General features: G+C 41.1%; 12 protein-coding genes. 8 read left to right on the top strand and 4 right to left on the bottom strand.

The annotated features are described in order from the left end of the window. The first annotated feature begins 57 nt into the window (after positions 1-57). From pheT to JMX18_RS08725, 5 genes are all read left to right on the top strand, one after another. Positions 58-2,472, top strand: coding sequence for a phenylalanine--tRNA ligase subunit beta (gene pheT / locus JMX18_RS08745; protein ID WP_201586924.1), 2,415 nt, complete (start codon positions 58-60; stop codon positions 2,470-2,472). 217 nt (positions 2,473-2,689) lie between these two features. Beyond that, entirely contained in the window at positions 2,690-2,989 is a 300-nt protein-coding gene (locus tag JMX18_RS08740) for an integration host factor subunit alpha (RefSeq protein WP_201586922.1), read from the top strand. Positions 2,990-3,763: 774 nt separating this feature from the next. Next, on the top strand, positions 3,764-4,387 hold the full coding sequence (locus tag JMX18_RS08735; protein WP_201586920.1) for a hypothetical protein: 624 nt from the start codon (positions 3,764-3,766) through the stop codon (positions 4,385-4,387). Positions 4,388-4,457: 70 nt separating this feature from the next. Beyond that, the gene (locus JMX18_RS08730) at positions 4,458-4,982 is read left to right on the top strand and encodes a BLUF domain-containing protein (protein ID WP_201586918.1); all 525 of its coding nucleotides are present in this window, start codon (positions 4,458-4,460) and stop codon (positions 4,980-4,982) included. A 31-nt stretch (positions 4,983-5,013) separates the two neighbouring features. After that, positions 5,014-5,451: a BLUF domain-containing protein gene (locus tag JMX18_RS08725; RefSeq protein WP_201586916.1), complete on the top strand. Its 438-nt coding sequence runs from the start codon at positions 5,014-5,016 to the stop codon at positions 5,449-5,451. Positions 5,452-5,565: 114 nt separating this feature from the next. Here the strand turns inward: JMX18_RS08725 and JMX18_RS08720 are convergent, their stop codons facing one another. Beyond that, positions 5,566-5,928 carry a hypothetical protein gene (locus tag JMX18_RS08720; RefSeq protein WP_201586914.1) on the bottom strand — a complete coding sequence of 121 codons (363 nt, stop codon included), beginning with the start codon at positions 5,926-5,928 and terminating at the stop codon, positions 5,566-5,568. A gap of 521 nt (positions 5,929-6,449) precedes the next feature. Here JMX18_RS08720 and ypfJ point away from each other — a divergent pair. Next, entirely contained in the window at positions 6,450-7,337 is an 888-nt protein-coding gene (gene ypfJ, locus JMX18_RS08715) for a KPN_02809 family neutral zinc metallopeptidase (protein WP_201586912.1), read from the top strand. Between the two features lie 180 nt (positions 7,338-7,517). Here ypfJ and JMX18_RS08710 read toward each other — a convergent pair whose 3' ends face one another. From JMX18_RS08710 to trxA, 3 genes are all read right to left on the bottom strand, one after another. Then, positions 7,518-7,754 (bottom strand): glycine zipper family protein, encoded by a 237-nt coding sequence (locus JMX18_RS08710; RefSeq protein ID WP_201586910.1) that lies wholly within the window; start codon positions 7,752-7,754, stop codon positions 7,518-7,520. Between the two features lie 309 nt (positions 7,755-8,063). Further along, positions 8,064-9,332 (bottom strand): transcription termination factor Rho, encoded by a 1,269-nt coding sequence (gene rho / locus JMX18_RS08705; RefSeq protein WP_201586908.1) that lies wholly within the window; start codon positions 9,330-9,332, stop codon positions 8,064-8,066. Positions 9,333-9,818: 486 nt separating this feature from the next. Further along, complete coding sequence (gene trxA, locus JMX18_RS08700; RefSeq protein ID WP_201586907.1) at positions 9,819-10,145, bottom strand: thioredoxin; 327 nt, start codon at positions 10,143-10,145, stop codon at positions 9,819-9,821. 299 nt (positions 10,146-10,444) lie between these two features. On the opposite strand from trxA, the gene JMX18_RS08695 reads away from it, so the two are divergent. Then, positions 10,445-11,158, top strand: a complete 714-nt coding sequence (locus JMX18_RS08695; RefSeq protein ID WP_201586906.1) for an RluA family pseudouridine synthase — start codon at positions 10,445-10,447, stop codon at positions 11,156-11,158. Between the two features lie 343 nt (positions 11,159-11,501). Beyond that, entirely contained in the window at positions 11,502-13,124 is a 1,623-nt protein-coding gene (locus tag JMX18_RS08690; protein WP_406947369.1) for a flavin-containing monooxygenase, read from the top strand.

Genomic DNA, 13,124 nt, shown 5'->3' with positions numbered 1-13,124 from the left:
GATAGATACACTCAATAATACGCCCACATTTATTTTGAAATTTGATTCGAGACACTTATGAAAATCAGCGAACAATGGCTACGTCAATGGGTAAACCCCGCGATTAATAGTGAGCAATTGGCCGAACAATTAACCATGGCAGGGCTGGAGATTGATGATCGTTATGCCGTGGCACGTCCTTTTAATGGAGTCGTTATTGGTGAAGTAGTCAGCGTTGAGCCCCATCCTGACGCCGATAAGTTACGGGTTACGCAGGTCAATATTGGTACCGATACGCCGATACAAATCGTTTGCGGTGCGCCGAATGTCTATGCGGGCATGAAAGCGCCGGTCGCTACGGTTGGTGCGGTATTACCTAGCAATGATGGTAGCGCTGGCTTTAAAATTAAGAAAAGCAAACTGCGCGGTATCGAGTCTAATGGGATGCTGTGCGGAGCCTCTGAGATTGACTTAGTCGATAGCATAGATGGTCTGCTTGAGCTGCCAGTTGATGCCCCTGTCGGCATGGATATCCGTGAGTATTTGGGATTAGACAATCAAATATTTGATATCTCTATTACTCCCAACCGCGGGGATTGTTTTAGCGTGCGCGGCATAGCTCGTGAGATGGCAGTGCTCAATGACTTGTCTATGCAAGTCCCTAATATTACTGAAAGTGCTGTAGGTTCTAATAGCGCTAGCATTGCCACTCCTAAGGTTAACGTGAGTGCAAAACAAGCTTGTCCACGTTACTTACTACAGTCAATTAGCCAGATTGATCGCAGTATTGATACGCCTAAATGGATGGCAGATAGCTTGGTACAATCAGGATTACGCTCGCATAATTTTTTGGTCGATGTGACCAACTATGTGTTGATGGAGCTTGGGCAACCATTACATGCTTTTGATGCTGATACGATCAAAGGTGATATTCAAGTTCGTTTGGCTGAACCTGCTGAGACCATTATTTTGCTAAATGATCAAACCATCAGCCTCACCGGCGATGAGTTGGTTATTGCAGATGACAAAGGTGCGCTTGCCCTTGCTGGCATTATGGGCGGGAAGCGTAGTAGTGTCACTGATAGCACCACTAATATCGTTTTAGAGAGTGCCTTTTTTAGTCCGCTTGCTATTGCGGCTCGAGCGCGTCGTTTTGGCTTGCATACCGATGCCTCTCAGCGTTTTGAGCGCGGGGTAGATTTTGAGCTACCGGCGCTGGCTTTAGCACGAGCGGGCGATTTGATTACTAGTATAGCTAAAGGAAAAGCGGGGCAAGTCGTCAAGGCTGAAGCTAGCAGTCAACTGCCTTTGCGCGCGCCAATTGATTTACCTTTAACCAAGGTACGTGATGTCATTGGTATCGATATTGAGCCTGCAACCATGGTGCGTATTTTGACGCAGCTCGGGTTCGTGGTCGAAGAGGGCGCTGATAGTCTTAAGTGTACGCCGCCCTCTTATCGTTTTGATATGCATATTAAAGAAGATCTAATCGAAGAGATTGCTCGTATTTATGGCTACGATAATATCCCCAGTATCTTGCCAAATTTGCAGGTGAGCATGGATTATGACGATACCGCTGATCTCACTCATAATATGAAACTGGCACTGGTTGATAACGGCTATATGGAAGCTATTAGCTTTAGCTTTAGTGATGCTAAGTTAGAAACTTTGCTTGATGATAATGGGTTAGGAGCGGTGCTGGCTTTGGCCAATCCAATATCCAGTGATTTGGCCGTTATGCGCCGTACTTTATTATCAAGCTTGCTACCTTGTGTGCAATATAATCTTAATCGGCAACAGCCGCGTATTCGTTTCTTTGAAACCGGTCTGAGCTTTGTCGGTCAGAGTATTAGCGAGCTGGTACAAACGCCAAGTCTCGCACTAGTAGCGGTCGGCGATGTCTGGGATGAGCAAGCTTATCAAAACCGTGCTGCAGACTTTTATGACTTAAAGCACGATGTTGAGCTATTATTGCCTGCGCAGCTTGATAGTAGTCGTGTTCGTTATGAGCGTAGTGAGCTTGACTTTCTGCACCCAGGCCAAAGTGCCAAACTCTATGTTGATGATCAATATCTAGGCTGGCTAGGACAGTTACATCCTTCTATCGCTAAGCAGCTTGATTTGCCTGCAACTTGGGTGGCGCAGTTAAATCTAGCGCCTTTATTAAGCCTTGCTCGTGAACAGCATGCTATAACCACGCCCAGTAAATTCCCGCAAGTACGCCGAGATATTGCGATTTTGGTCGATAGTGATATTAGTGTGCAAACCCTGCAAAATACTATTCGAGCGGCTGCCGGAAGAATGTTAGCTGACTTATGGCTGTTTGATGTCTATCAAGGGGAGCATGTACCTACAGGTCAACGCTCATTAGCCTTTGCCTTAATCTGGCAAGATAGCGCTCAGACTTTATCTGATGAAGGGGTAAAAGTTGCTACGGATAAGGTCATCCATGCTTTAGCAGAGCAGCATGATGCCCAGCTGCGTGATAGCTAAGAACTAATAACATTTTTATTAATTGATATTGTTAAGCCTTATTAATTAAAAATTTAATAATAAGGTGCTCATAAAATGGTTAACTACTTATAAATAAAGGTTTTATTAAGCGATTTATTTATAAAGACAGTAAAAAACCTTTATAATAGCAAGGGTTATACGTTAGATTAGTAGACGATAGCGCTCGAGAGATAAATAATAGTATAGGAGTTGTACTGTGAGTACCCTAACCAAGTCTGATATGATTGAGCATTTGATGAATGAGCTTAACTTAACTCGCCAAGAAGGACGCTGTTTGGTTGAGGGTTTTTTTGACGAGCTAGCCGACAGTTTAATAGAAGGCAAAGAAGTCAAGCTTTCAGGTTTTGGTAATTTTGAGCTTAAAGATAAAAATAGTCGTCCAGGCCGTAATCCAAAAACTGGGGAGCCGGTCGCAGTCTCCGCTCGTCGGGTGGTTACCTTCAAAACGGGGCAGAAGTTTCGCCAAAAGGTTGATGAGCATTTATTTGAAGCTTAAAAAATTTGCTAGCCGCATTAATAGATACTGCTCCGTTATAAGTTGCTAAGCGCCTCTATTTCTGTGCTTGTATCAAATTGAACCGTGTTAGCATGGCTCAAAAGATTGTAATAATTAATAATTGGGGGCTGATTTTTTATCAGCCCCCAACTATTATATCCATGAGAATTACTGCGCATGCGCTAATTGGAATTAAACAGACCTTTATCTCTCCTAACCCCATCTGTCTTGATAGGGTTGTTCCTAGATAGAAAGTACAAACCCTACGTCCTACTTCCATAAACTCTTGCTCGCTGCTTGCGAGTCCTACGCGGTTTCTATGTGGCTAAAACCTTTCGATAGAGCGTAGTATTGTTTTAGAGTTAAATACCTTTATAGCTTAGCTGTTTATCATGTCAGACGTAATGCCTTTTATTTGCTGCTTAAATCCTTGATTAAAATTAGATAAGAGCATTTTTTGGCTATAAAAAACCATTCATCCTTTGTTTAAACCTTCTGTCACTTTAGTTTTAGTCTAAAGAAACATTACAGAAACCTTTCTGTTATAATAAATTGAATATATACTTAATAACTATTGACATACTAGTCTGGCATTATTGTTGGATTAATCTAAGACCGTTAGTCATTAGTAAGCATTTTCGATATTCTGAGTATTTATAAAAAATGCTTAGTTCAGTCAGGGTTATGCTATCTTGTAGTTTAAGATACGCAATATTATTTAAACCATATCTATAGCTTGAAGATTGGCTTAAATACTTAGGGTAGGTTATCAAAATGAATAGTAATGACATATATCGAAAAAGTAGTTTAGGTCGGGAAGAAATCAAGAATCAAAGTATAGGAGTATTGCCACGAGAAGCTAGAACCTTGCTTATTATGATTGATGGCAAAAAGACTTATCAAAACTATTTTGATTCACTCGATAAAAGCAAAATGTTTTTTGAGTTTGGGGGTGTAGCACCACTTTTTGAATTACTTTTGGATTTTCAATGTATTGAGCTTATAGATCCTGATACGTCTGCTAATAAGAGTTCTGCATCCTCTCAGATCCCTGCAACTTTACTAGCCTCTCAAAATATCCAACCTCCTACGCAGAGTAATGATCCAGAATTTGATGAAGCCTTTAATAATCAAGGATTTAATGAGATTAATAGAGTAGATACTTCCTCAAAAGCTATAACACCAGATATTAGTTACGAATCATTAAGATCAGAGTTGGCAACTTATATTGAAGATAATGCGCCGCCTGAAGAAGCTTGGGGTTATTTGTTGCGTCTGGAGCAGTGTGAGGGAGCCGTACAATTATTAGCTTTAGCCCAAGATATTCAAAACGCTAATAATGCGCATTTGTCACGCGGTATGGATGAATTTTCTAAAAAGATAAAACGTCAACTTTAATATTTCATCGCAGCTATTCGTTTGGCTGTAGTCTTCAACCAACATTTTTAAACAATCGGAGCACTACCAAATGGGACTAGCTGAGCTTGCAGAAACCAATAATTCAAGAATGCTACATGGGGAGCATATCATTTTGCGTCTGACTTACATCAGTCGCTATAACAACCACAATGAGAATGGTGAAGTAACTCGTATTCTCGCCCAAGCCCAGCAAAATAATGAACGTAATGGTATTACTGGCGCTTTAGTTTTTAACCATAACTACTTTTTACAAAGTATTGAGGGTGCTAGACCAGTCATTAATGAGCTACTGAGAAAATTGATTAAAGATGATCGCCATTTCTCATTACAGATTATTGAATGTTGTGAGGTCGAACAGCGTCGTTGGAATAAATGGTCGATGAAGTATTTGATCCCTAGCGATGACAATAAAGAGCTGGCACTCAAATATTCAACTGGTTCTCAGTTTAATCCTTATTTAATGAGTACCAATCAAATTATGATGTTGATTGATAGATTGTCTACCCTTCAAGAGCAAGTACAAGCGGAAAAAGACAGCCCTAAAAAGAAAAAATCTTGGTTTTCAATAGGCTAGTTAGACTTAAAAATTTAAATAAGGATAAGATATGAACCAATCGACTTCAGATGCGCACATTTTAGTAAGCATGACCTATGCTAGCCGCGCAAACCCAGATGTGTCAGCCAAAGATTTTAATGAGATTTTAAAGCAAGCACAAACTAATAATGCTGCTAATGGAATTACTGGCATGCTTATCTTCAATAGGAATTATTTTTTACAAACTATTGAGGGTCCAAGAGCAAAGATCAATCGTTTGTTATATAGCTTGATAGCAGATCAACGCCATCATGACTTACAGCTTTTGGGAAGTCGCGAACTAAAACATAGAGAATGGGCTAAATGGTCGATGAACTATGCTTCTCCAAGCGAAGCAAATGCGGCGGTTTATCTTAAGTACTCTACGACTGTGGATTTTAACCCTTACTTACTAAGTGCCGAAGCCGCCCATAATTTAATGCATGATTTGGGCGCACAAAAGCAATAGATAAAGTTAAAAAGCGAGCATAAAAAAAGAGAGCGCAAGCTCTCTTTTTTATTATACTGAATATCAGTTAAAAACTATCAGTTACAGACGATGTTTATAATCGTTAGTAATGAATTACTGAGCTTCTTCTACAACAACAACTTCGTCGGCAGCGTCAACAGCAGCAGTATCAGTTTCGCTAGCTACATCCATGCTAGTAGTAGTACCGTCCATAGGTACTTCAGCATCCATTTCGTCAGTAGCGGTAGCAGCTTGGGCTTCAGCGATATCGGCTTCAGCAGCAGCAACAGCAGCTTCAGCGTCAGCAGAAACAACTTCGCCTTCAGCAGCAGCTTCGTTTAGCTCTTCTTGAGCGTCTTGTACTTCTTCTTGTGCATCAGATAAATCTTCAGCAGCATTTTCTTTATTGCTATCACAAGCAGTTAAGCCCATAGAAGCAGTCATGATACCAGCAAGTGCAAGTAATTTAAGTTTCATAGTGTATTCTCCAAAAAATGAAATGAGCAGTAGCCACAAAAAAAGGTTGAACATCCGAATTATTTCGAAAGTCAACTAATCCTACTTACAGCTACTCAGCTTACCCGTATTCTATATACTTTCCTTATAAAAGAAAAGCACTTGTACAATTAAGTAACAATAAATTAGTAAATAAACTTTACTAATCTGCCTTTATTATTGTTTTTAATACACTTTCTAAAAATGTTTTCCGTATAATTAGTTCAAAAGCCAAGCTAGATTAAACTTATAATAAACTATGAGCTTCTATTAAACAACTTTAGGCATTTTATTTCAAGAGCTAGAAACTTAAAGGTTGAGAGATTTAAAGGTCGAGAGGTTGATCGTCATCACCGTTATAATAAAGATTATTAACCACGGTTTTAAAGCCAACTAAAAGTTAGGCTATTTAGATGACTGTTGTTATAGGTTATAGGTCTTATAGATTGCAAGGCACTTAATTATATTTAAGGTAAATATTTATACCTTTAGGGAAGAGAATTATGAAATGGCGAGATAGAAGAGGTAGCTCTAACGTACGTACTAGTAGTGGTGGCGGTAAAATGATTGGTGGTGGTATTGGTGGGATCATTATTGCTGGTATTTTATGGTTGGTATTTGGCGTAAACCCCATGACCGCTCTACAAACAGGGCAGGCTGTAACCGCTGGTAGCTCAACCACCACTACTGAGCCGGCAACCAGTAATGATCGTGATACTCAGTTCGTCAAAGTCGTATTAGCAGATACCGAGGATGTTTGGAATCAAGTGTTTAGTGAAGGCGGTCAGACCTATAAAGAGCCTTCATTGGTATTGTTTAATGGTCAAGTTAGCTCAGCTTGTGGTAGCGCTACCTCAGCGACAGGACCCTTTTATTGTCCAAGTGATCAAACCGTCTACTTAGATACTTCTTTCTTTGCAGAAATGCGTCAGAATTTAGGTATAACTGGTGACCAGCAAGGTTCAGGTGATATTGAGAATCAAGGTAGAGCGGGCGACTTTGCTCAAGCTTATGTGATCTCACATGAAGTTGGTCATCATGTCCAGACCCTATTAGGTATTACTCAACAAGTTAACCAAGCTAGCCGCCAAGTGACCCAAGCTCAAGCTAACAAACTCTCGGTATTACAAGAGCTACAAGCAGACTGTTTTGCAGGAGTTTGGGCTAATCGTAATCAGCAACGTGTGCAGTTTTTGGAGCCAGGCGACATAGACGAGGCTATCAATGCGGCCAGTCAAATTGGGGATGACCGTTTGGCACGTAACAGTGGCCGTGCAGTGACGCCCGATAGTTTTACGCATGGTACTAGTCAGCAGCGCGTTAACTGGTTTACTCGTGGGTTAGAAAGTGGAGATGTGCAAACTTGCGATACTTTTAGTGGAGGACTCTAATAAAAAGTGACATCTGATAAACAGTACTCAAGCCGTCGTTTTTGAGTTGGAAACCTTTATAATACTTTTATTATTAACACTGTTCTAATCAGAATCCAAAAAAAACCTGCAATCTAGATCGCAGGTTTTTATCATTATAGCTATAAATATAGTTAGTTAAAGCTCAATAGTCATAAAGAGCTATTTAGTTTGGTCGTAAATATAACCACCAGCACCACCAAGAGCAGCGCCCGCTAGAGCACCACGTGCGATGTCTTTGCTGTCGCCTTTACTTCTGATTAAAGCACCAGCAGCAGCGCCAGCAGTAGCACCTTTAGCGGTGTTATTCATGTTACCGTATGGGCCAGAGTTACAACCTGTCATGATTAGCGCTGAGCTTGTAATAGCCGTCATTGCGATAGTTTTAGCAAATTTCATATGATCACCTATAAATTAAAAAATTAATATACAACAGCTCTGATACTCTCAGCGGTGCTGTTACTGCCTATCATAGTAGCTGATTCATGTATTTCTAGTCGTAGTAAAAGCGCTAAGCTTTGCAATTAGCCTGTAAAACTTGTTACCACTATGTATCATTAGTGGGGGTTATCATTAGTATTCTTGTATTTAGAAGTATAATCCGCTATTCATATTCGAGTTTTATAGACTATTTAATAAACAAAGGTCGCATTATTGCGACCTTTGTTTATTATAAAAAGATTATGGCGTGTTCTAGGACTACTAAAACTAATTCTGTGATTTACGCTTCATTTGTTCAAAGAACTCATCGTTAGTCTTGGCCTCTTTGAGACGTTCAAGTAAGAACTCAGTCGCTTGCACACCATCCATAGGCTGTAATAATTTACGCAGAATCCAAACCTTACGTAGCTTATCTTCATCCAATAGACGTTCTTCGCGGCGTGTACCAGATTTTTTGATATTAATAGCTGGGAATACGCGTTTCTCCGCCAAATCACGCTCAAGGGTAATCTCTTGGTTACCTGTTCCTTTGAACTCTTCAAAGATAACGCTATCCATTTTACTGCCGGTATCAATAAGCGCACTGGCAATAATGGTTAAACTGCCGCCTTCTTCAACGTTACGTGCGGCCCCAAAGAAGCGTTTAGGACGCTCTAACGCATTGGCATCAAGTCCACCAGTCAATACTTTGCCAGATGAAGGAATGACCGTATTATAAGCACGAGCAAGACGAGTGATGGAGTCCAGTAAGATAACCACATCTTGTTTATGTTCGACCAAGCGCTTGGCTTTCTCAATCACCATATCGGCAACTTGTACGTGACGCTGTGGTGGCTCGTCAAAGGTTGAAGCAACCACTTCACCGCGAACGGTGCGCTCCATCTCTGTCACTTCTTCTGGGCGCTCATCAATCAGCAACACGATTAGATAACATTCAGGATTATTGCGAGTAATAGATTGGGCGATGGTCTGTAATAGCATCGTTTTACCCGCTTTAGGCGGTGCTACGATAATTGAGCGCTGACCTTTACCAATAGGAGCAATGAGATCAATAATACGACCGGTTAAATCTTCAGTGGTCCCATTGCCCAACTCCAGCTTTAGCTGTTCGGTCGGAAACAGGGGAGTTAAGTTTTCAAAGATTAACTTATGGCGTGAGCGGTCTGGGGTATCAAAGTTGATTTCACCGACTTTTAATAATGCAAAGTAACGCTCAGAATCTTTCGGTGGGCGGATAGTACCCGCAATGCTGTCACCGGTCTTAAGACTAAAGCGTCTTATCTGACTAGGGCTGACATAGATATCATCAGGACCTGCTAGATACGAGCCTTCTGATGAGCGCAAAAAGCCAAAGCCATCCGGTAGCACTTCTAATACCCCATCACCATAGATGGCTTCACCATTACGGGCATGAGTTTTTAGGATAGCAAAGATGATATCTTGTTTACGGCTACGCGCCATATTATCAAGACCCATTTCTTTGGCGATAGCCAACAGCTCGGCGATTGATTTTTTCTTTAATTCAGTTAAATTCATAGGTAGGTCATTAGCAATTTATCGGGCGAGAGATGCCATTAGCAGCACATTCCACGATATTGGTTAAAACAGCAATAGCGTAGTAAAAAGGTGTGCGCACAGAGTTAAGTCTTAGGTCGTATGGATTACTATGCACTAGACGCTTTCAATCGCCAAAGTATTATTTGAATGGCAAAATGCGAATACAGATAGTTACATAAGAGTCTACGATAAGAGCTCAGTATCAGTAATTGTATTTAATAGTGTGATTGTGTTCTATGTTGATAAACACTAGGAGAATAGCGACTAGGCGCTAAGGAAAACGATTATGTTTTTCTTGTCAGCAGACTATACGGTTTTCAGGACAGTGTTGTCAATAATTTTTGCTAAAAATTTAATATAAATCGACTTTATGGTTAGAAAAGCAGCAAAAAAGCCATTATCTGGACCAGATAACGGCTTTTCAGGAATTAAATTTAATATTATTAATGCTAAGTGCTTAATAAATTAAAGATGTTTATCCAATACTTTTGCTAATTCAGACTTTGGCTGTAAACCCATTACTGAATCTACTTTTTCGCCATCCTTAAAGACAAATAGCGTTGGGATATTACGGATACCAAAGCGGCTAGCGGCTTGTGGGTTGTTATCCACATCGACTTTAACGATTTTGACTTTGCCTTGGTATTCAGTAGCCAAATCTTCTAAAATAGGGGCAATTGCTTTACAAGGGCCACACCAAGCTGCCCAAAAGTCTACTAAAACCACGGTATCAGCTTGTAGCACATCTTGATCAAAGTTAGCATCCGTAGTATTAACAATTAAATCTGACATAGTGTTTCTCTCTTATTCTATTATCTTGGTATCATCTGCTGACTAAAATATGATTAGCCTATAATAATACTTATCAGCAAATGACTAAAAAGTGAATTAAATATTTAAGGCTATATTAACATGTTTGAACCATCATAACAGATGCAGTCTGGTTAAATTATTTAACCATCGTTATCAGTACAATCAATATAATAGCTATTATTGTAAATTTAGCAGATGTTTTCAGTTAGTATTTTATCTTTACTTTAGCAAAAAATATACCAAACTAAATCGTATTAAACCAAAATAAGTAGTTCTTTATGTTTTTTAGTGATGAAAATGTAGCAGCTTTAAATAAGCAGGAATATCAATATCCCACTGAATTTTTTCAAAATTTTGCCCAGAAAATTACCATTTATGAAGATGATGATATTTGGATAGTCGATAAGCCTGCAGGGCTACTTAGTGTCGATGGTAAAACGCTTAAAGTCAGCTTATTGTCTCGGCTGGAGCGTGTTAATCCAAAGGTTAAGCTTATCCATCGTCTCGATATGGACACCTCCGGGCTATTGATATTTGCTAAAAATGCCGCTGCGCAGACGCATATAAGCAAGCAATTTATCGACCGTTTACCGCAGAAAACTTATCAAGCCCGAGTTATTGGCGAGTGGGGGTCGGTAGGTGCCACTGGTAAGATATCAGTACCCGTGCGTTATGAGCCCACTACTAAGCCACGCCATATCGTCGATCACAATTGGTCAAAAAATGCTCTGACGTTGTACGAAGTGCTCGGTTACGAGCAGTGTAATGGTCAGACTGTTACCCGAGTGTTATTGAAACCGGTAACAGGACGCAGTCATCAACTACGGGTACATATGGTGCATTCTGGCCATGTCATTATTGGTGACCCTATCTATGCAGAAGGAGTGGCATTAGATATTGCGCCGCGCTTAAACTTGCATGCCCAGCAGCTGCGCCTTAAGCATCCGGTACTTGAAGCATGGATGGACTGGGAAAGTCCGGTGCCTTTTTAGGATATTCAGCGATAAAACAACAACAAATAATGAGTAACAGTAATAGCCGGATGATTATTTGGCACGGTTATAGCTTGAGAAAACGGTAGTGCACAGCTGTGAACCCTAAGTCAGATATTATTTACTTAATGTCTTTTGATTGTCCTACTATTGATAATAAGCATTGGTAATTGGTATTGATAACAGCTTAAAGCGTTGAGCTTGAGCGCTGCTATGAAGCCTTGGTATGAAAGGGGCTAAGATACCTTATAAGGCTAGACATTAAGGATAATGAGCGACTAGAGGTAAGTGATTATCGGTTGCTATAAATAATCGACTATAAAGGAATAGGGCTATGCTAGGTATGACATCTGCTAAGAAAAATCTCAAGAACCGATTTTCTCGTTCAACGCCATCCGCGCAACAACCTGCTGATTATGAGATTCTAATTATCGGTGCTGGCATTGCTGGCATTGGGATGGCCTGTCGTTTGCAACAACAAAAGCGCAAAAGCTTCTTTAAGCCTACAGCTGCTACTAAGCGAAGGTTTAAGCAAAGGCTCAAGCACGAAAAGCCATCGGGTTCTCAACCTTTTATAATCTTAGAAAAACGCACAGATTTGGGCGGCACTTGGGATTTATTTAATTATCCAGGCATCCGCTCTGACTCTGATGCCTTGACCTTTGGCTATAGCTTTAGGCCGTGGCTGGATCGTAAAATGCTGGCAAGTGGGAAAGCTATTAAAGATTATATGGCCGATACTGCGCGCGAGTTTAAGGTCACTGAACATATTCGCTATCAGCATGAAGTGCAGCAATTGTCGTGGTCAAGCCTTAAGCAGCAATGGTCAGCGATGGTAAAAGACCATAGTAGCGGAGAGGTGTTTACTTTGACGGCTAATTTTGTCGTTGGTGCTACGGGGTATTATGATTATGAGCAAGGATATCGGCCTCACTTCAAAAATGAAGAGCAGTTTCAAGGAGAAATTATTCATCCCCAGCACTGGGTAGATGTGGATTATCAAGACAAAAAAGTCGTAATTATTGGTAGCGGAGCCACGGCAATGACTTTGTTACCCGCCTTGGTCGATGAAGAGAGTGAGCAATGCGCGCGTCATGTAACTATGCTACAGCGTTCGCCGACTTATGTGGCGAGCGTGCCCGGTGAAGATTCGGCGCTAGATTGGCTTTCGGGTAAACTGTCACCTTTATCGAGGCATCAAGCCTATACTCTATTGCGAACACGTAATGTGCTGATGCAGCAAGGAGTCTATCAAGCAGCGACTCATGCGCCTAAGCTGATGAAAGCCTTTCTACAGCATGGGGTCAAAAAAGAGCTGAAAGGCAGCGGTGTCGATACGGCCCACTTTATGCCGACTTACAACCCATGGGATGAGCGTTTATGTGCGGTACCCGATAGTGATTTGTTCACCGCCTTACACGGCGAGCGAGCAGACGTGGTTACTGATCAAATTAAAGGCTTTACTGACACTGGTATTGAACTGGCCTCTGGGCAACATTTGAAGGCTGATATTATTGTGACTGCTACGGGCCTCAAGCTCCAGATGTTGGGCGGTGCAGATTTATATATCGATGGCGAACCGATTGATGTAGGTTCGCTGATGACTTATAAAGCGGTGATGTTAGAGGGTGTGCCTAATCTGGCGGTGTTATTTGGCTATACTAACGCCTCTTGGACTTTAAAGATTGATTTGGCCTGCCAGTATCTACTGCGGCTGTTAGGTTACATGCACAAACACAATTATCAAGTCGTACGCGCGCAAGCGGTAACTGATGAGCAGCAAGCACGAGTCTTGTCGGATACGGTATTGGGCTCTTTGAGTGCCGGCTACGTACAACGTGCCAAGGACGAGCTTCCCAAACAGGGCGACCGCTATCCTTGGCAAGTGACTAATAACTACTTAAGCGATCGTATTATGCTGAAACATCGCAAGCTCGATGATGATTGGCTGATATTTGAGCGTTAG

Source organism: Psychrobacter jeotgali (assembly GCF_904846315.1).
Taxonomy (GTDB): domain Bacteria; phylum Pseudomonadota; class Gammaproteobacteria; order Pseudomonadales; family Moraxellaceae; genus Psychrobacter; species Psychrobacter jeotgali.
Note: the sequence above shows the minus strand (reverse complement) of the source record. Positions and strands in the feature narration are given on the sequence as shown.